The organism is Polaromonas sp., assembly GCF_016185115.1.
In the GTDB taxonomy this organism is placed as follows: Bacteria; Pseudomonadota; Gammaproteobacteria; order Burkholderiales; family Burkholderiaceae_C; genus Polaromonas.
Genome location: NZ_JACPOF010000030.1, coordinates 291258 through 310466 on the forward strand (window position 1 = coordinate 291258; position 19209 = coordinate 310466).

Below are 19209 nucleotides of genomic sequence, written 5' to 3' on the forward strand. Positions count from 1 at the left end.
CTCCCCAGCTAAAGCCATGTTCGACCGGCTGCAACATCACCTTTCCAGAATCACAGCCCTGCTCAGGCGCGAGCCGCCGGCCATCCCCGATGCCCTGTGGGATGACACATTGCGCGCCTATCCATTTCTGGCTGCGCTGATGCAACCCCAGCAACTCCGGCTGCGGCAGTTGAGCGCCAGCTTCCTCGCCCACAAGGAGTTCACAGGCGCGCACGGGCTTGAAGTCACCGACGCCATGGCAGTCGCCATCGCCGCGCAGGCCTGCCTGCCGGTGCTGCATCTGGGCCTGAAGTATTACGACGACTTCAGGGGCATCGTGGTTCACCCCGGCGCCATGCTGGCACGCCGCCAGACCACCGATGCAGCAGGTGTGGTGCACCACTATAGCGAGGTGCTGGCCGGCGAGGCGATGGAGATGGGCCCCGTCACCCTGAGCTGGGAAGATGTCACGGGTGGCGTGGCAGGCTCTGCCGAGCTGGCAGAGCGCGGCCACAACGTCGTCATTCACGAATTTGTACACAAGCTGGACATGCGCGACGGCCACGCCAACGGTTGCCCGCCCCTGCCCTCGCGCGCGGCAAAGACGGCATGGCAGCAGACCATGCAGGCGAGCTTTGCAGCCTTTCGCGAAAGCGTGGCCATGCATGAGCGGTTTGGGGCTGAAGCACCCTGGCTGGATGCCTATGGCGCGCAGTCGCCGGTCGAGTTTTTTGCCGTCGCGTCAGAAGCCTACTTTGTCAACCGCCATCGCTTCACGCAAGAGTTCCCCGCGCTCACCCCGCTGTTTGACGGCTTCTTCAGGCCCGGGGCACGGTAACCCCCATTCTCTGCCCCGTTCGTGTTTGAGTCAGCGCCAGTCACTTTGGGCAGACGCCTGCCTGCAGGCCCATGCCATTGGCAAATCAGGCTCACAAGCTGGGCTTCACAGGCATGGCAGCGCTGCTCGAAGCCGCGCGATGACCCGGAATTGCTACATATTTAATAGCTGATCACGTGCGTATCTATTGGCTTGCAGCCGTTTTTATGCCCCAAAAAGGCCCTTTTTCGATGTTTTTGGCGTGTTTTGGAGGGCCAAAACAGGCTGAAATCCTGAAAAGTTAATATGGAAGTTAACTTTTCAGCATTTTTTAACGTGCACGTTAAATTTTTAACACCTACGTTAATTTTCTGCCCAGCACCCCGGGCAACCGTCAGGCCTTGCCGCCCTCGGCCTTGGCCCGCTCAACCCGCGTAATAAAACACGGCGATGCAGTGGCAGGCGGTGCCGGTGGCCACAAAGATGTGCAGATGAAGTGGCCGTAGCGCACTTTGCCGTCGGTCGCAAAAAACGCGACGCCTGCGGTGTACGACAGGCCGCCGGCCACCAGCCAGAACAGGCCCCAGGCGGGAATCAGTTCCCACATGGGCTTGATGGCGATGACGGCGATCCAGCCCATGGCCAGATACAGAATGGTTGAAAGCCGGGGCCAGCGAATGCCGGCAAAGGCCTTGACGGCCACACCCGCCAGCGCCATGGCCCAGACCAGGCCAAACAAAGTCCAGCCCCAGGGGCCGCGCAAAACGCCCAGCGTGAAGGGTGTGTAGGTGCCTGCGATCAGCAGGTAAATGGCGCTGTGGTCGAGCACCTGGAACACGCCCTTGGCACGGCTGGCCCGCATGGGCAGCGCGTGGTACAGCATGGACGCGGCATAAAGAGCCACCATGCTGGCGGCAAACACCACGGTGGCTGCAATGTCTATGGTGTCGCCCTGGCGCATGGCAGACACGATGAGGAAAGGCGCGGCAACAAGAGCGGCCAGCAGCGCCACGCCGTGGCTGATGCTGTTGGCAATCTCCTCACCGAGCGTTTGCGGACGCTCTTCATGCAGCGCAACACTCGCGGGTTGAGCTGCAGGAATGCTGCTCATCGTTTGAGCAGTGCCTTCAATGCGTTCTGAACACGACGCGCCTTGGCGGCGTCAAACTCACCGGCCAGTACCTGTGCGGCGTCTTCACCCCAGGTTTCCGTCGGTGCCGGCGCGTTGCGTTTGGTCAGCAGCTGAAGCTGCAACATGCGGCGCGCACTGATGTGCTCGGCGGGGGTTGGCAGCTCGGCTGCGATTTCCATGCGCAGCAGGGCTTCTGATGCATCCTTGCCGGACGGCGTGCTGACGGCCTTGACCCAGCTGTTGCGCACTGCGGGCGTGACAACCTTGCCGAGGTCCTGGGCGCTGGGCAGCTGTTCGGGGTCGCGCTTTTCCCATGCGGTCAGCAGGTTGGTCAGCACTTCGCCGTGGGCCTGCATGGCGAGCTTTTTGAGCGCCATGTTGGCGGCTTCAAAAGCCTCGCGCTGGGCGCGGAAGGCGGCATCACCGAGGCGCGGGCCGCGCTCTTCAAACGCGGGGCGTGCGTTGCGGTCTGCACCACGCGGGCCCCGCTCTTCGCGGTCGGCACGGTACGGCTCAAACTTGTTGTCGGTGCTCTGGCGCGGGCCGCCGGGCTTGCCGCCCGGGCCGCGTGAATCCTTGCGGTCACCGAACTTGCCGCCACGGCCTGCGGGCGCGGCCTCTGGCCTGCGCGCACCTGGCCGGTCATCACCGCGCATGGCGACTACGGGCTTGGGCGGTGCCTTGGGTGCGGGTGCAGGCTCGGCAGTGACCGGGTCGGGGTTGGCGGGCTGGCCGGCTTCAGCAAAATCTTCAGCGGCGGCATCGGCGGCTACTTCAAGCACGGGTGGTGCGGACTCTTCAGCTGGCGCGTCAGCAGGCGCATCACCAGCGGCAAGTACTGCTTCGACAGATGGGAAGTCATCGGCTACACCCGATGCGGCTGGCGCAGGCGACGCGGCAGGCGCAACTACTGGTGCTGCAGGTGCGGGTACAGGCACCTTGCCGGACACGATGGCCTCAAGCGCCTTGGCTGCGGCATGAATCTGCTGCGCATCGCCACTGGCGGTTGCGGCGGCGACTGCCTTCGATGCTTCAAGCACCATGCGGTCGTATTCACCCAGTGCAGATGCGGCCTTCTCGCGCTCTGCCGTCTTGCGCTGGAAAGCGTCGTCAATCGGCTTGCGGAAGGCGTCCCACAGTTTTTGTTCCTGCTTGCGCTCGATAGGCACGCCCTGCGCCTCATGCTGCCAGCGCTGCTGCAGCGACTTGACGGCATCAATACGCAGCATGGGTTCTGCGCCCAGCACAGTCGCTTCTTCAATCATGGCCCTGCGGCGTGCCAGGCTTTCGTTGCGGGCAGTGGTGAGGGCCGCATCGGCGGTTTCCATCGCGGCTTTCCACTGCGGCTGGATTTCTGCAAAGGCCTTTTCGCTCAGGTGACCGGCTTCACGCCATTTCTCAACAAAACCGTTCAGGCTGCGGATGTGCATCTTCCAGTCGGTGTTGCCCTTGTTGGCTTCAGCCCAGGCCAGCACTTCGTCGATCAGCGTCTTGCGCTGTGCCTTGGTGGCTTCGGTCTGTTCCTTGACGGTTTCCAGCCAGGTCTCAACAACCTTGTGCGCCTCGTTGCAGGCGTCGTCGAAACGCTTCCACAGCGCATGGTTGGGCGTGCCGCCCTGGTCGCTGGTCTTCCATTGTTCGCGCATATGGCGCAGGGTATCCTGCTGCTTGCGGCCGCCCATGGGCTTGGCCACCAGTGCTTCTGCCTTCACAACCAGTTCTTCACGAATCTGGTCGGCACGCCAGCGCTGCCAGCCTTCAAGTTCACCGGCAGCCGTCAGCGCGGCATGTGCGGCGGCTTCGAGCTTGCTGTCGATGTTGCGGATGTTTTCTTTCAGGGCCTGGCGCAGTTCGGCTGCGACCCTGGGCGTGGCCTTGCCGTGGCCTTCAGCGACTTCACGCTCCAGGTTGGCAACGGCCTGCTGCACGATGGCAGAAGATTTCTCACGCATGTCCTTGAGCACGGCCGGGTCAAGTTTGGTCTTGGGCGCACGGCCGCCCTGCTCAGCCGACGCAAGCGGCGCAACACCCCGGGCAACGCGCAACTCATCAGCCCACACCGGCACGGCAGGCAAAGGAGCTGCTGCATCGTCTGCCGCCTTGACGGCAACGGCAATCGCGCCCTGAAAGGCTTCCCACACGGCGAGCAGCTGCGCACGCGAGGCGTCGAGCAGCAGCGGAAACTTGGCGTCAACGCTGGCCCAGTTGGCGTCCTGAGTGATCTCGTCGGCCTGGCCTTGCCAGTGGGTGACATCACCACGCAATGACTCAAGCGCGGCTTCTGCATCACGCCAGGGCTTGAGCGACAGCACCTCGGTGCGCTGGGCCAGCAGCACGGCGGCTTCGCGCTGCACCTGGGTGCGGTGCTGCAGGTCTTCAATCGTCTTGATGCGTTCGGCCAGTTGCGCCTTGAAGCCTGCCAGCGGCTCTTTCGACAAAGGCGCACCGGCCTTGGCCGCATCGCGCTGCCATGCAAGTGCGTCAGCCAGGTTGAGTTTTGAGGTGGCCAGCAAGGCCTGCGCTTTTTGGGCCCACTCGGCGGCAACGGCTTCCTGGCCCTTGCTGCGTTTGAGCTCGTCGAGCTTTTCCTTCAGCGGCTTGGCTGCGCCCTTGTCGCGGTTGGCCAGGTCTTTGTAGACATCAGCCATCTGCTCTGCGGTCGGCTCGGTCGCCAGCCAGGTGCGGATGCGCGCAGCACGTTCGCCCGAGGTGGGTGCAGAAAATGCCCCGCCGGTCAGGCCGTCGAGTGGATGGGCATCTGCACCTTTGGTTTTGGCGGCAGGCGCTGCGGAGGTTTCGTTTTGGGATGGTTTGGACATGGGAAAGCGCAGCATTAAAAAGGGTTCAACAGGTTCGGAAAAAACAGCTGCAAGCGACGGCCTTGTGGCCGTTGCCGTCTGCAGATCTGTGGATGAGGCGATGGGCGCCGAAAATGATTTATGACGCCAATACCCGTATTTTCGCTGATTTAAGGAATGGCCAGTACCAGCTCGGCCCGGGGCGTCCATTTGGCGTCTGGCGGCACTGTTTTTGAGGCCCCCAGAAACAGCCTGTCGGTGGGCAGGTTTTTGGCCGCCAGGTAGTCCTTGACCACCACGCCGCGCTGCACAGCCAGCTCGCGCATGGTGTCCTCAGTGACCTTGATGTCGGCCAGCAACAGGTTCTCCATCTCCGGCACGGGCAGGTCTTTGGCCATGCCGACGAGGTTGCGCGGCTTGGACATGTCGGCATGTTTGTAAACCTCCTTGAGCAATGTGGGGTACTCAGCCGGGCTGACTGTGACGCTCACCGTTGCAGCACCGCCCTCCTTGACCACGCTGCGGCGCTTTTCTGCACGCACCAGCTGGTCAAGCCTTGCGCGCTTGAAGCCCTCACGTTCAGCATCGAGGTTGCTGGTGCCTACCACCGTGAGCCTGAGCGACGGCCGGTCTTCAAGCGCCTTGGCCACCTTGTCGAGACCCGCCTGCGCATCGGGTTGAAGCCGCGCGCTGCCGGGCGCGAAGGCAACGTTGCCGAGCTCATCCCCCCCGCCGCCAAACGCACTGGCGAGCAAGCTGAAGGGCGCGGTAATGGCCTTGACGATCACGTTGAGGATGACCTTGATGATGATGGGACCGAGGCTGAACTGCGGGTCGTTGAGAGAGCCGCTGATGGGCAGGTCAATGTCGATCACGCCATTGCGGTCAGCCAGCAGCGCGACGGCCAGCTTGACCGGCAGGCTGGCGGTGGAGCCTTCAACCTTGTCGCCAAAACTGAGCTGGCTCAGGATGACCTTGTTGCTGGCTGTGAGTTTGCCGTCAGGCTGCACCTGGTACTTCACATCGACACTGAGCTTGCCGCGGTTGATGCCGTAGCCCGAGTATTTGACCGAGTACGGCGACAGCGGCGGAAGTTCAAGATCGCGCACCTTGCCGGTGATGTCGAGTGCAATCGGCTTGACCAATGGGTTGAGCTTGCCGAGGATTTCGAGCGAGGCCGTGCCTTCTGCCCTGCCCCGCAGTTCAAGATCAGCCATATTGGGCACACTGGCCGAGCCTGCCGGCACGGACGAAAACGCACTGAGCTTGCCGGTCAGGTCACTGAGGTTGGCCGAGTAATTGGGTTTGACAAAGCGGTCCGAGAACAGCACCTTGCCGTTGACCATGCTGATGGGGCCGAAGTTGATGATGGGCGCTGGCCCGGCTTGCGCTGCAGGAAGGGCTGTCTGGGCGGTCGTTGCAGTTGCTGAATTTGTTGGGGGGGCCACTGCTGCTGCGGTCGGCGCGAAGGTCGCCGTGCCCGGGGCTGACGCGGCCCCGGGCACTGTCCCGGACGAGGAGGACTTCACCAGGTCCTGCAGGTTGATGCGCCCTTCCGGCAGCACGATCACCCGTGCAAAAAAGTCCTGCAACACCGTCTCTTTCACATCGATGCGCGTGGCCTTGCCCGGCTCAAGCGCGACATTCAGGCCGCGCAGGTTAAGCGCCTTCCACGCCAGCAGGTCTTCGCTGGGTGCAAGGGTATTGGCCTTCATTTCTTCAATCGCAAAGTTGCCATTGACCTGCGCCTGCGGGCCCGCCGGCATCTGACGATAAACCACGCGCCCCCTGAAGCTGGCATCAGCCCGCAGCAGTTCTATATTGAGGATGTCTGCGAAGTAAGGTTCGAAAGCCTGTGCGGGCAGGCGCTCGGCCAGCACCTGGCCCTGCGCCTGTATGGGCGCCAGACCCAGATTGCCGTTAAAGCTGAGCTTGCCGGGCTCAAAGCGCCCTGTCGCCAGGCGCAGCGAAGCCTTGAGCGGCATGAGCTTTGTCGCGGCTGCTTTTGAAGATGCCCGGTCGTCAAGCACCAGCCCACCCAGTTGCGCATTGAAGGCACTGACCTCAAACACAACAGGTTTGGCGCCGGCCCTGTCCGAGAAAGACATGCTGCCACCCTCGACAACCACATCACCCACGGCCACGGCCCAGGATGGCGCAGCGGCCTTGCTCGCAGCCGTCGTGGGGGCCGGTACAGGTGCAGTGGGCGCACGGCTGCCGACCAGCCAGCGTTCGTACATCCAGCGTTTTTCTGCATCGCGGTCAACCAGGGCCCTGGGCTGGGTGAGCTGCATCTTCGCAGCCTTGAAGCTTTGGCCTGTTACGTCAATATCCACACCGGCTACATCCACCCGCTTGACCGAAACCAGCGACACCTTTCCCTCGGCCAGCAGGATGTCGCTTACCGCGAGTTGCGGCGCGGTGACCTGCAGGGTCGGCGTCTTGCCGGGGCCGGCTGCCTGCCAGTTGAACCCGAGTTGTGCATCAAGCTGACCACCGAGAGCAGGCAACAGGAACTGGCCTATGTATTTGGAAGCCATGTTCAACGGCCATGCCGCGAGCGTGGCAGTGACCTGGGCGGACTGGTCGGTGGCTGTGCCACTGAAAGCGAGCCGGGCGGGCGGTGCAGGTGTCGCGGTTTTGGCAGGCGTCTGTTTGCCCGAAGCAGCCGCTACGGGTGCGGCAGGGGCGGCATCAAGCCCGAGTGAACCGCTGAACTGCAATGGCGAACCTGCCGCGAAGGGCCAGGCAATAGCCGAGGCGTCCAGCGCCACACCAGCCAGCCTGACCTGCGCGGGCGAGGCCAGGGTTTCGTCCAGCCAGTTGACGCGGCCATCGCGTACCGCCACGCTGGCGACCTGTACCTTCCAGGGGTTTGTGGCTGCGGGTGCGGGTGCGGTCGCCACTTTTGGCGCAGCTGGGGCCGCCGGGCTGCCTTTTGAGTCAGCACTGGCCGGCTTGCCAGCATCCACCGGCAACAGGTTGAGCCGGCCCGCGCGATCACGCGACACACTCAAGACAGGCGACAGCAGCTCCACTTTTGACAGCTTCACGGACTGCGCGAGGGGCTGCACGTCATCCATGGTGATGCGCAACTGCTCAAACGCCAGTACTTCCTGGCTGGTTTTCCCGGCCGTGGCTCCAGCGCCGGGCTTGCCCGAAACCGGGCTGATGGCCGTGCCCAGCAAACGAACCTTGTCGGCAGTCAGCAGACCGGATACCTTCACGACTGCGCCCGGGTTTTGCTCAAATGAGACCTTGGTATCAGCATTGAGCACAGCGCTTTGCAGCCTGAAAGGCAGGCCTGCAGGCACATAGCCGAGGTAAGGGGTCAGGTCGAAACTGCTCAGCTTGAAGGTGGCGTCGGTCTTGTGGGTCTGGGCGAACGGTGTGCCTTCAGCAGCGGTATCAAAACTGCTGCCATTGAGTTTGAAAGCCAGGCGCGGCGCGGTTTTGACATCGCGCTGGGAATTGAGGTTGCTGAGAAAGGGAACCGACAGGTCCAGCGCCCGCAACTCATGCAACCTGCGGACGGACTGGTCGTCAAAATCGAGCTGGCCGCCCCTGATGACGATGTTGTAAAGCGCAAAACGCTGCGGGTCGCCTGCGGGAGGCGCGTCTGCTGCGGGCTTCAGGCGCTCCAGGATGTCGTCAATGTCGTAGCGCCCTTCGCCAAAATGGGTAAGCGCCAGGGCTGGCCCATCCACCTCAATCGCATCGGCCACGGGCGCCAGCCGCAGCAGGGACTGCAACTCACCATCTATATATATGCGCTTGATGCCCAGTTGGGCGGTTTTCTGGGGGGAACCCGGTTGGGCAGTCCCTCCCGCTACCCCATTGGTAGCCTGACGCCTGGCGATGGCCAGGTCGTTGACCGTGAGCTCCAGCGACCAGGGTTTGAAGTCTATGGAGCCCACCGTCACCTGACGACCCAGCTTGTCAGAAGCGATTTTTTCGATCTGGCTTTTGGCGATGCCGGGCACGAAGGCATAGGCCAGGGCCCAAAACAGCAGCACACCGCCGGCAAACCACGCAGCGCGTCGCTGCCATTTGGGCGAGCTCGCCACCCCCACTGCTGCGGAAGGAAGCTGTTTGCCCCTTGCCAGCCACTTGTCCATTGTTTTTATCGCGGTGTCAGGAATCGTCATACCCCGAGTCTTGAACGAGGCAAGGCAAAGGTCAATGACCTGCCTCAAGATTCATGCGCATTGCCGGGCTGCACCAGTTGGCACAAAGGGGGCCATACATAATGCCGCGCCGTGGCAGTGCCCCTGTAATTCGGCAGGCCCAAAGCAAAAACCCCGGCCAGCTTGACTGTCCGGGGTTGGCGGCGGGCTATAAAGCTCATGCCGTCAGGGTTTTCGCAGCAGGAGAGATGAATCGTCCCCAGTGCGATTGAAGGCAAGTGATTACCTCCAGGTTTGCCGGGGTTGGTTACCCGGTAGAGTCCGATGACTCGGACAAGGTGCAGATTAAACCTGTAGCGCTGTGCGCACAAGGAAAACTTTTAAATCACAGCAGCCGCTGTGATTGCCGCGAGGGGAGTACTGGGTAAAAAACCAGCCGTGTGCCGCCGCTGATCGCATCAACGGAGTTCGTAACTTGTAGGTCAATGCCGCAACTTGACTTAGAGCAATCTATCAAAAAGACGCCGTAAGACCTTGATTTTAGCTGCACGGGTCGAAATCCATGGTTTTTATGGCTATTTTTAATATAAAGAACCAGTTACTTATTATTGACAGGTTATTAAACAAGCCCATAAAATTCCGCCAGTCCCAAAAACCAAGGGACAACCCGAACCCGCTGCCCCGCTCATTTTGAAGCAGGCAACGTCAAACCAAGGGTCAACACAGCAAGGGCCAACACGGCACAACCTGGTTTGATGGCGACCCAATCCAGGCCCAAAGGCTCCGACCCACAACGGAACCGACTGGGCAGTAGAGAAGGAGTGCTATGACAGCGCCAGTAAATTCCCGCCTGAGGCTTCGCCTTGAGGCACACCTGAAAAACGTTCAAAGCAGTGCGGCCAGCATTGCCGACGACATCGCTCAGGGCTTTTTCGAAATCACACACAACGGCTTTGCCCTGCTGGGCCTGGCCGTCGTTTTTGCAGTGATCACACTGATCGCCCGCCCGGACCTCCGCCAGGCTGGTGAAAGCAAACTGATCACCTGGCTGCAGGCACGGCAGGAGGCCGTGATCGGCTTCACCGAGCCCGATGCGATAGACCGCGCCACCGCGTCCAACCCCAAAGACCTGCCAAAACAGCAGGCCGCCCTCGCCTACTGGCTCAGCCGCAAGTACGGCGTGGCGCCCGAGCCCCTGAGCGTGCTGGTGTCAGAAGCATTCGAAATCGGCCAGAAAGCCAGGCTGGACCCGACGCTGATCCTCGCCATCATGGCCATCGAATCGGGCTTTAACCCTTTTGCCCAAAGCCCGGTAGGCGCCCAGGGCCTGATGCAGGTCATGACCAAGGTGCATCACGACAAATACGAAAACTTTGGCGGCAAGCTGGCTGCATTTGACCCCGTGACCAACCTGCGGGTGGGCGTGAAGGTGCTGCAGGAATGCATCAGCCGCGCCGGCTCGGTTCAGGGCGGCCTCAAGTTTTACGTGGGGGCTGGCAACATGGATGACGACGGCGGTTACGCCGGCAAGGTCATGGCAGAACATGCACGCCTTCAGGCGGTTGTCGGCGGCAAGGGCCTCTCGCCTTTCCACGCAGCCCCGGCAAGGACTGTGCCCGCCAAGGCAGATCCAGCCGACGCCGCAGACCGCAAGTCGGACGAAAAAGTCGCCGCACTGGCCCAATCCTGAACTGGCGCCTGGGGGTCTCCGGCCTCCCGGTCGGGTACACTTGAGGCGTGCGCAACTGGCGATAGGCACAGCGCCTCCAGAGCTTCTGGCAGGACCTGATGCTGACGTGGGACACCACTGGGAAGCGCACCGCGGGGGCCTTTTTTGGCCGAAGCGTTCAGCCGTTCGCCTGGGCAGCCCTTGTTTCATTGCTTCAATGACTGACAGGGACCACGTCTTTAAGGACTGCCATGTACGACCGCAATATCCTGGTTGAACAAACCGACCCCGAAATCTTCGCCGCCATACAGGCTGAAAACGCCCGGCAAGAGCACCATATCGAGCTGATTGCCAGCGAAAACTACGCCTCCCCAGCCGTGCTGGCTGCGCAGGGCTCACAACTTACCAACAAATACGCTGAAGGCTACCCGGGCAAGCGCTACTACGGTGGCTGCGAATTCGTCGATGTGGCCGAACAGCTGGCGATTGACCGTATCAAGAAAATTTTTGGCGCCGACGCCGCCAACGTGCAGCCGCATTGCGGTGCATCCGCCAACGAAGCCGTCTTTCTGGCTTTCCTGAAACCCGGCGACACCATCATGGGCATGAGCCTGGCCGAAGGCGGCCACCTGACCCACGGCATGGCACTGAACATGAGCGGCAAGTGGTTCAATGTCGTGAGTTATGGTCTCAATGACAAGGAAGAAATCGACTACGACGCCATGGAACGCAAGGCGCATGAGTCCAAACCAAAGCTGATCATTGCCGGTGCCTCCGCCTACAGCCTGCGCATCGATTTCGAACGTTTCGCAAAAGTGGCCAAGGCCGTCGGCGCAATCTTCATGGTGGATATCGCCCACTACGCCGGCCTGGTGGCTGCAGGTGTGTACCCCAACCCGGTGCCGCATGCCGACATCGTCACCTCGACCACGCACAAGAGCCTGCGCGGCCCGCGCGGCGGCATCATTTTGATGAAGGCCGAGCACGAAAAAGCCATCAACAGCGCCATCTTCCCCGGCCTGCAGGGCGGCCCGCTGATGCACGTGATCGCCGCCAAGGCTGTGGCCTTCAAGGAGGCCATGGCCCCCGAGTTCAAGACCTACCAGCAGCAGGTCGTGAAAAATGCGCAAATCGTTGCCGAGACCCTGATCCAGCGCGGCCTGCGCATCGTCAGCGGCCGTACCGAATCGCACGTCATGCTGGTTGATCTGCGCGCCAAGGGCATCACCGGCAAGGAAGCCGAGGCTGTGCTGGGCAGCGCCCACATGACCATCAACAAGAACGCGATCCCCAACGACCCCGAAAAGCCCATGGTCACCAGTGGCGTGCGCATAGGCACCCCGGCCATGACTACTCGCGGCTTCAAAGACGAAGAGGCCCGCGCCACCGCCAACCTGATTGCCGACGTGCTGGACAACCCGCGCGACACGGCAAACCTTGAAGCCGTGCGCGCGAAGGTCAAGGTTCTGACCACCCGCTTCCCGGTCTACAAATAAGGGAGCGGTTTTGGGCATTTCCGGACATTCAGGCCATGGTATTGAATTCACGGAATTGCCCGGATGAAATGCCCTTTTTGCGGCAACCTCGAAACCCAGGTCGTTGAAACCCGGGTGTCGGAAGACGCCGACTTCATACGCCGCCGCCGCCAGTGCGGCGCGTGTGAAAAGCGTTTCACGACCTACGAGCGGCCTGACGTCACCTTTCCGGCCATCGTCAAAAAAGACGGTCGGCGCATCGAGTACAAACGCAGCAAGATCCTCGGCAGCATGAACCTGGCTTTGCGCAAGCGTCCGGTCAGTACCGAACAGATTGACTCGGCCATAGAGCGAATTGAAGAAAAACTGCTGAGCCTGGGCGTGCGTGAGGTGGTGTCAAACCGCATTGGCGAGCTGGTCATGCGCGAGTTGAAGAAGCTCGACAAGGTCGCCTACATCCGCTTCGCCAGCGTTTACCGCAGTTTTGAGGATATCGACGAGTTCAAAACCCTGGTGGACGAAGTCCGGCGGTAGGCGGAACTATTCCACATTTGTAACGCCACTGGTCGTCTGTGGTGTTCCGCCTGTCTGCAACGCTGGTCGGTCAACCCGGGCACGGGCAAAATCAGGGCCATGCATAAACCCGGCGGATTCACGCTGCTTGAAGTGGTGGTAGTGATGGCGATCATTGCCATCATGACTGCGCTCGCAGCACCTGGCATTATTGGGTTGATCCAGTCCAATTCGGTGGCCAGTAATGTGAACACCTTCATGGCCGACATACGTTTTGCGCGCAGTGAGGCCGTCAGGCGCGGCGGTGCGGTGGTGATGTGTCGCAGCGACGACCCCGAAGCTGCAGCCCCTACCTGCGGAACCGGGTCCGGACCAGGAAACAACGGCTGGGTCAGCGGCTGGATCATTTTCGAAGACCGTGATGGCTCCCAGAACTACACCAGCGCCGGGGACCAGGCCCAGTTGCTCAAGGTTCAGGGACCGATTGTCAACCTCGACTCAATCGTGGAAGCCAGCAGCACCAAATTCCAGTTTACCGCGACAGGCCGCATGAAAAACCTCACGTCGGCCACGTCACTGCAATTTGGCAGCAACATGCCGAACACACGTCAGCGGGTCGTCTGCGTCAATGGCTCGGGACGAGTTCGAATAGCGGGTGACGGAACTGCTTCCTGCAGTGCTGCAACGGATCAATGACACATTCAACCAACTTACCAAGCCAGCGTGGCGCAACCCTCATTGAGGTGCTGGTGACCATGCTGATATTGTCCATGGGTCTCCTTGCGATGGGTGCCATGATGGCTTACTCCAGCCTTTTGCCAAAGTTTTCCGGAAATCGCTCGGTTGCGGTCAGTACCGCCAGCAACATGATTGACCGCATGCGGGCAAATCCGACCACACAGACCCCAAGCTTCTCGCTCACGGCGTACAACACCGCAACTTTTTCGACAAGTTTCACGCCGTCAGGGACATTGCCTGCGGGCAGCACATGCAGCTATCCCAGTTGCACGCAAACAGCCATGGCCAATATGGACATCGCCATCATCCAGCAGCAATTGAGTCAGCAGCTTTCCCCTGCGGGAATCACCATCGCGGTAACAGATGCCGCGAATAACGAAGGCAACCTCTGGGTTATCTGGCAGGAACCTTCCAGCATTGCAACCCTGAGTACGGGCAGTGACAACTGTCCAGCCGCGATAACAGCCCTGGGCCTGTCTCCAGCTCCGCGCTGCGTATACATGCCATTCAAACTATGAAGAGCCATCACATGCTCCCGGGATCCCACCAAAGGGGTCTGACTCTGATAGAGCTGATGATCTCGCTCACGCTGGGCATGATCATCATGATTGCGGTTATCAGCGCCTACCTTGCCGCATCGGGAGCAGGTCGCACGGCGGAAGCCATCGGGCGCATGAATGAAGACGGCCAGACGGCCTTGACCATACTCTCACAACAGTTACGCATGGCTGGCGTGAACCCGTCCCAGTCGGACAGATCGACCCAGACGGTAGCCGGCAGCCCCAACCTGCGAGGCAATTCCGTACCACTGCACAACACGGTCACCAACGCCTTTGCCATACGGGCCTGTGACACCACCTTTTCAAACATCACGTCGTCAGCGGTCTCAACCGCGGGCCTGACCTGTGTCCATGCCGCCGGCAGTACAGGCCCGGACTCGATTTCCATTGCCTACGAGGCTGACCGCTACAACACTATTCCCACAAGTGCAGGCATACCGACCGACTGCATGGGAAGTGGCCTGACGGCGCTGTCACCGGTGCCGAACTACCTCAAATCAGATGGTGTCACAACGGTCAGCCCCAATATTTACGAAGCTGAAAACCGGTACTACATAGGCACGTCAACTTATGTCACCAATCCGACGCTGTATTGCAAAGGCAAGGCGACGGCCAATGCACAACCATTGGTTGAAAACATAGAAAACCTGCAATTTACCTTTGGCATGATCAATCCGATCACCACGACTTTCGCTTATTTGTCTGCCACCCCGACGTATACCGCTACCATGGTTCTTGGTTATCTGTCGGCATTCAACGTTGAAAATTTCGGCGACCCCAGTCCGCTTGGTGCTGCCGGCGCCACCCCCCTGCGATGGAATGCGGCAAAAACCGTACGGATCTGCGTCGTGGCACGCAGCGAAGGGCTGGTGGCTGACTCGATTGCATCGGCGCAGTATCTCGACTGCAATGGAACACTGGTTACCCCTGCGGACAGGCGCTTGAGGCGGGCATACACCACCAGCGTCATCATGCGTAACCAGTAGCCGGATGTCAGCGATCACACCATGCACAAACGCAAATTGAAACACTCGCCAGGCGGGCAGGCGCAGAGCAAGGCCCAGCGGGGCATCGTACTCATCATGGCCCTGATCATGCTGGTCGTGATTTCCTTGCTGACGGCCATGAGCGTGCGCAACGCAACATCAAGCGAGGGGGTCAATGCCGCGGTGCGGCAGACGCAACTCGCAACCCAGTCGGCCGAAACCGCATTACGCTACTGTGAAGCAGGTTTGATCTCAAGGCTGACCTACACCACCGGCGTCCAGACGCCCACCTACATACTTTCACCGCCCGGATCGTCCACCGTCACCATGACGGATATCCACTGGCAGGAGCCTGTAACAGGCACGCCGACATCCGTGATACCCGCCAACTGGGATACAAATTCGTCGGGCAACCCCGACCGCATATTGGTCGTGCCCCTGTCCAGTGTCAATCGTGGCGGCATCACGACCACTTTTGCCCGGCCACCCGAGTGCATGATCGAGCGACTGAATCCCGTCACATCGGACAGACACACCAAAAACTTTGTCATCACGGCCCGGGGCTTCGGCCCGGAAGTCGCCGCGGCGGACGCGAACAGAACCCGCCCCATAGGCAGTGAGGTGTGGATGCAGTCCACACTGGAATTCAATTAGGCAACGCTCGGCAGAGGCTCACCATGCTCAATTTTCTAAGCTTGAAGATCTTGCGGTACTTACGCGCGACGGCTGTGGCATTCGCCGTGCTGGTCTTGTCCTTCGCAGCCCTGCAACCGGTTCAGGCTCAAATATCACAAACGCCACTGCTGACACAGGCGGGTTCGGTTGAGCCCAACCTGATGCTGATGTTCGATGACTCAGGGTCGATGGTCGCGCAATTCATCTACCAGTTTGGCGGGCCGGAAAGCGGTTACGGGCGTGCGGGACCTGGCACGTCCGCTTCATTCTCGACAAACTGTCCGATAAACCTCCGGGGCATTAACTGCAGCACCTATCCCTCGCCGGGAAGCATCACCGTTACGGGCACCTACAACCCCCCACCAAGTGATTGGTACTGGGAGATGTCTCCCGATGTCAATGGCCTGTACTACGACCCAAGAGTTACCTATAACACCCGGGTCAATGCGACGGGCACCTTCTCTACCCCGGGCGTCACGTCAACCACGGCATTTAACGTCTATTTTTACAAGAACAGTTCCAACGTCAATGTGACCTGGCCAGGAGTGACCGGTACTGCAGCTTTTCCAACACCCACCCTGATTACGAGTTATTTCTCGGGCAGCAATACGTATGTGCCCGGCACTTCACTTCTGGCAATCGGCGCAACTCCAAACTTGTCTTACCCCTCCACAGTGAGCAGCACCACGGGGCCATTCCCCAAGTTTCTCAACAGAACAGATTGCGCGGGAAACTCCTGCTCTCTTGCGGAGGAAAGACAGAATTACGCCAACTGGCAAAAATACCACAGCAACCGCATGGACGTGGCCAAAACGGGGCTGGGCTACGCTTTCCAGAACATGACGCAGTCCATACGTTTGGGCTGGTCTACGATCAATGATTTGAAAAACAACAGCGCGGTCGCTGCCGGCGTCGGGTTATACACACAGGCGCAAAAAAATGCGTTTTACAACTGGCTTTATTCAATAGATATAGGCGGGGGTACTCCGACTCATTTTGCACTTGACAATGTAGGAAAGTATTTTTCAAGAAGTGACAATCTGGGCCCTTGGGCAAGCAGCCCCATCGTCAGCTCAACCGGCATCGTCACCTTGAGCACCACTACAACCGACACCGTAGCCATACGCGCAGCGCAATACTCTTGCCGCAGGTCGTTTGCCATGCTCACAACGGACGGCTATTACAACGACAGCTATTCGGGCCTGGGGAATATTGACAACACATCAGCAGGGCCCATCACTGGCACAACGGCCACGGGCGGCACACTGACATACAGCTACAACGGGACTGCCAAACCTTACGCCGACAGCCAGTCCAACACGCTTGCAGATGTGGCGATGAAATACTGGATTACGGATTTACGGACAGACCTCCCCAACCGGGTCAAGCAAATCACGCCCTCCGTGATTAACGGGCTGACAACAACAGTCGCCAATGAATCCTTCTGGCAAAACATGAGTTTTTATGCGGTCGGACTGGGTGTATACGGAACCTTGCCGCAAACGGCCACGCAACTGGCGTCGCTCACATCGGGTGCATCATCATGGCCTACGGTAGGCGGTGAAGATGAAACGGCCATGGATGATTTATGGCACGCCACGATCAACGCCCGCGGGAAAATCCTGAGTGCCAAAAACGCCGGCTCACTCAACGATGCGGTCGAAGGCATGCTGGCAGACATCAGCAAGAACACTTCTTCCCAGTCCGGTGTGGCAGCATCCACCCTCAGCCTGACGAATGGCACCCGGAAATACACCCCGAAATACACCACGGGGGAATGGACAGGCAACGTCATTGCAACAGCGCTCGACCCTTCGTCCAGTGCGGAGATATCCATCACATGGCAGGTGGTGGACACAAACCCCATCACCAGCGCCACCTACAACGGCATACCGGGCTACAGCACCCGGAATATCTATGCCTGGAATGGTACGGCGATGGGCAACTTCAACGCCCTGAACACCTACGTGATGTCAAACGTGGTGGGCGCAAATACAAACCTGATCAACTATCTCAGGGGTGACCGAACCAATGAAGACCCCAATGGCACGGCGCTGTACCGCGCGAGGAAGTTTTTGCTGGGCGACATCGTCAATTCGTCCCCCGTATTTATCAGGGGGGCGCTCAATTCCAGCTATGACCAGTTGCCCTCAGGCACTTACGGACAGTCCACCTATGCGGCGTTTGTGACCAGCAAGGCGGCCCGAGCCGAGGGCGTGCTGTTTGCCGGGGCCAATGACGGCATGCTTCACGGCTTCCGGGACAGCACTGGCACAGAGATTTTTGCCTATGTGCCGAGCGCCGTGATGCCCAAACTGCATTTGCTGGCCAGCAGAAGCTACGACCACCAATATTATGTAGACGGCCCCAACGTGGAAGCAGACGCTTGCCTGAGCGGGGGGTCCGGGTGCACCACCTGGTCAAACCTGCTGATAGGAACGGCCGGTGCGGGTGCCAAAACGGTTTACGCACTTGATGTCACCGACCCCATCAACATGTCGGCATCGAGTGTGAAATGGGAGATCACGCCCTCGACCCCCGGCTATGCAAGCCTGGGGTACATCCTCACTGATGTACAGACCGGATTGACCAAGAGTGGTGAGTGGGTTGCCATATTCGGCAACGGTTATTACGGCTCCAGCACAATGGCCAGCCTGTATGTTGCCAACCTTGACACGGGTGCATTGATCAAGCAGATCAGCACCGGCGTGGGCGGAAGCAACGGCCTGGGCGGCGTGCGGGTGGTACGGGACAGCAATCAGCGCATCATTGGCGCCTACGCCGGTGACGCCAGGGGCAACCTGTGGAAGTTTGATCTATCAAGCGCAAGCAGCGCGGGTTGGGGTCTGGGCCTGTCAAATTCGCCCCTCTACAGCGGCACCACGACAAAATCCATCACCGCCCAACCCACGGTTGTTGCGAATCCCAATGGCGGCAATGTGATTGTCTTTGGCACCGGCAAGCTCTACGACGCGACAGACGTCACAAACACGGTGACCCAGACGATGTATGGCATATGGGACAGCGTGTCATTTGGAAGCAGCACAACCCCCTTGGGCGTGACACAGACAGGTGTGTCCAGCCTGGTACAGCAAACCATTTCAACAGTGGCCACAACAGGCACCAAAATAGTCACGGCTTCCAACCTGAGTACGTCGACCGTCACGGTCAACTACTACACAGTCTCGACAAATTCGGTGGACTTCGCCACCAAAAGGGGCTGGTATATGAACCTCCCCAATACCGGGCAGAGATCCATCTACTCTTCTGAGGCGCTGGTTAGTGGATATGTGCTGCTCGACACCGTGTCACCGTCGAATGTCTCCCTGGACCCATGCATTCAGACCGGGTCAGGGAGGGCATGGAATTACGTCATTGATGGTGTCACGGGCAGTGGCCCTACGACAGCCATTTTTGACACCAACGGAGACGGCATCATCAACACGTCCGACGTGATTGTGGCGGGTTATGAGAATACGGCCGACGGTCGAACGCGGGTGATCAAAAATGACAGCAAATCAGACTCGACCGGGACTTACTACAATCCTCTCAGCACCGAACAACAGCCCGGGTTCAGGATCAGGATTCCCCCCCAGGTTTTCAATCCATTGACCAATATCAGCAATATCGGTGGCGGCAAGCGCTCCTGGCGACAGCTGTTCCCACGCTGAGGTATTTTTCAGGGGCCTTTGCGGCCCCGTCTGGCATCACCATTTTCCCCATCGCAACGGGAGTTTTCA

The 19209-nt window shown here is 59.9% G+C and carries 11 protein-coding genes, 1 pseudogene and 1 riboswitch; of the genes and pseudogenes, 9 read left to right on the forward strand and 3 right to left on the reverse strand.

The features are described from left to right. Positions 1-16 precede the first annotated feature (16 nt). The gene (locus tag HYX42_RS22370) at positions 17-817 is read left to right on the forward strand and encodes a M90 family metallopeptidase (RefSeq protein WP_293407412.1); all 801 of its coding nucleotides are present in this window, start codon (positions 17-19) and stop codon (positions 815-817) included. 404 nt (positions 818-1221) lie between these two features. Here HYX42_RS22370 and HYX42_RS22375 read toward each other — a convergent pair. The 3 genes and pseudogenes from HYX42_RS22375 to HYX42_RS22385 all read right to left on the reverse strand — a co-directional run bounded on the left by HYX42_RS22375 (position 1222) and on the right by HYX42_RS22385 (position 8874). Beyond that, positions 1222-1907, reverse strand: a pseudogene (locus HYX42_RS22375) (hemolysin III family protein). Then, complete coding sequence (locus HYX42_RS22380; protein ID WP_293407414.1) at positions 1904-4747, reverse strand: DUF349 domain-containing protein; 2844 nt, start codon at positions 4745-4747, stop codon at positions 1904-1906. The pseudogene HYX42_RS22375 and the gene HYX42_RS22380 overlap by 4 nt, the downstream one beginning before the upstream one ends. A 149-nt stretch (positions 4748-4896) precedes the next feature. After that, positions 4897-8874 (reverse strand): DUF748 domain-containing protein, encoded by a 3978-nt coding sequence (locus tag HYX42_RS22385; protein WP_293407416.1) that lies wholly within the window; start codon positions 8872-8874, stop codon positions 4897-4899. Between the two features lie 805 nt (positions 8875-9679). Between HYX42_RS22385 and HYX42_RS22390 the strand changes: the two genes are divergently transcribed. From HYX42_RS22390 to HYX42_RS22425, 8 genes are all read left to right on the forward strand, one after another. Next, positions 9680-10543 carry a lytic transglycosylase domain-containing protein gene (locus HYX42_RS22390; RefSeq protein WP_293407418.1) on the forward strand — a complete coding sequence of 288 codons (864 nt, stop codon included), beginning with the start codon at positions 9680-9682 and terminating at the stop codon, positions 10541-10543. 41 nt (positions 10544-10584) lie between these two features. Next, positions 10585-10725, forward strand: a riboswitch (ZMP/ZTP riboswitch). Between the two features lie 48 nt (positions 10726-10773). Beyond that, positions 10774-12018 carry a serine hydroxymethyltransferase gene (gene glyA, locus HYX42_RS22395; protein ID WP_293407420.1) on the forward strand — a complete coding sequence of 415 codons (1245 nt, stop codon included), beginning with the start codon at positions 10774-10776 and terminating at the stop codon, positions 12016-12018. 63 nt (positions 12019-12081) lie between these two features. Then, positions 12082-12531: a transcriptional regulator NrdR gene (gene nrdR / locus HYX42_RS22400; protein WP_293407422.1), complete on the forward strand. Its 450-nt coding sequence runs from the start codon at positions 12082-12084 to the stop codon at positions 12529-12531. 99 nt (positions 12532-12630) lie between these two features. Next, positions 12631-13206, forward strand: coding sequence for a GspH/FimT family pseudopilin (locus HYX42_RS22405; protein WP_293407424.1), 576 nt, complete (start codon positions 12631-12633; stop codon positions 13204-13206). After that, positions 13203-13766 (forward strand): type IV pilus modification protein PilV, encoded by a 564-nt coding sequence (pilV, locus tag HYX42_RS22410; protein ID WP_293407426.1) that lies wholly within the window; start codon positions 13203-13205, stop codon positions 13764-13766. Before HYX42_RS22405 ends, pilV begins: the two co-directional genes overlap by 4 nt. An 11-nt stretch (positions 13767-13777) precedes the next feature. Continuing rightward, complete coding sequence (locus tag HYX42_RS22415) at positions 13778-14794, forward strand: PilW family protein (RefSeq protein WP_293407428.1); 1017 nt, start codon at positions 13778-13780, stop codon at positions 14792-14794. Between the two features lie 21 nt (positions 14795-14815). Then, complete coding sequence (locus tag HYX42_RS22420; RefSeq protein ID WP_293407429.1) at positions 14816-15448, forward strand: PilX N-terminal domain-containing pilus assembly protein; 633 nt, start codon at positions 14816-14818, stop codon at positions 15446-15448. 23 nt (positions 15449-15471) lie between these two features. Continuing rightward, complete coding sequence (locus HYX42_RS22425) at positions 15472-19140, forward strand: PilC/PilY family type IV pilus protein (protein WP_293407430.1); 3669 nt, start codon at positions 15472-15474, stop codon at positions 19138-19140. The last annotated feature ends 69 nt before the right edge of the window (positions 19141-19209 follow it).

Bases quoted from the DNA above. Each gene is read 5' to 3' on its own strand.
- HYX42_RS22390 (WP_293407418.1), top strand. From the start codon at position 9,680: ATGACAGCGCCAGTAAATTCCCGCCTGAGGCTTCGCCTTGAGGCACAC.
- HYX42_RS22420 (WP_293407429.1), top strand. From the start codon at position 14,816: ATGCACAAACGCAAATTGAAACACTCGCCAGGCGGGCAGGCGCAGAGC.
- HYX42_RS22380 (WP_293407414.1), bottom strand. From the start codon at position 4,747: ATGTCCAAACCATCCCAAAACGAAACCTCCGCAGCGCCTGCCGCCAAA.
- nrdR (WP_293407422.1), top strand. From the start codon at position 12,082: ATGAAATGCCCTTTTTGCGGCAACCTCGAAACCCAGGTCGTTGAAACC.
- HYX42_RS22385 (WP_293407416.1), bottom strand. From the start codon at position 8,874: ATGACGATTCCTGACACCGCGATAAAAACAATGGACAAGTGGCTGGCA.
- pilV (WP_293407426.1), top strand. From the start codon at position 13,203: ATGACACATTCAACCAACTTACCAAGCCAGCGTGGCGCAACCCTCATT.
- HYX42_RS22370 (WP_293407412.1), top strand. From the start codon at position 17: ATGTTCGACCGGCTGCAACATCACCTTTCCAGAATCACAGCCCTGCTC.
- HYX42_RS22415 (WP_293407428.1), top strand. From the start codon at position 13,778: ATGCTCCCGGGATCCCACCAAAGGGGTCTGACTCTGATAGAGCTGATG.
- HYX42_RS22405 (WP_293407424.1), top strand. From the start codon at position 12,631: ATGCATAAACCCGGCGGATTCACGCTGCTTGAAGTGGTGGTAGTGATG.
- glyA (WP_293407420.1), top strand. From the start codon at position 10,774: ATGTACGACCGCAATATCCTGGTTGAACAAACCGACCCCGAAATCTTC.
- HYX42_RS22425 (WP_293407430.1), top strand. From the start codon at position 15,472: ATGCTCAATTTTCTAAGCTTGAAGATCTTGCGGTACTTACGCGCGACG.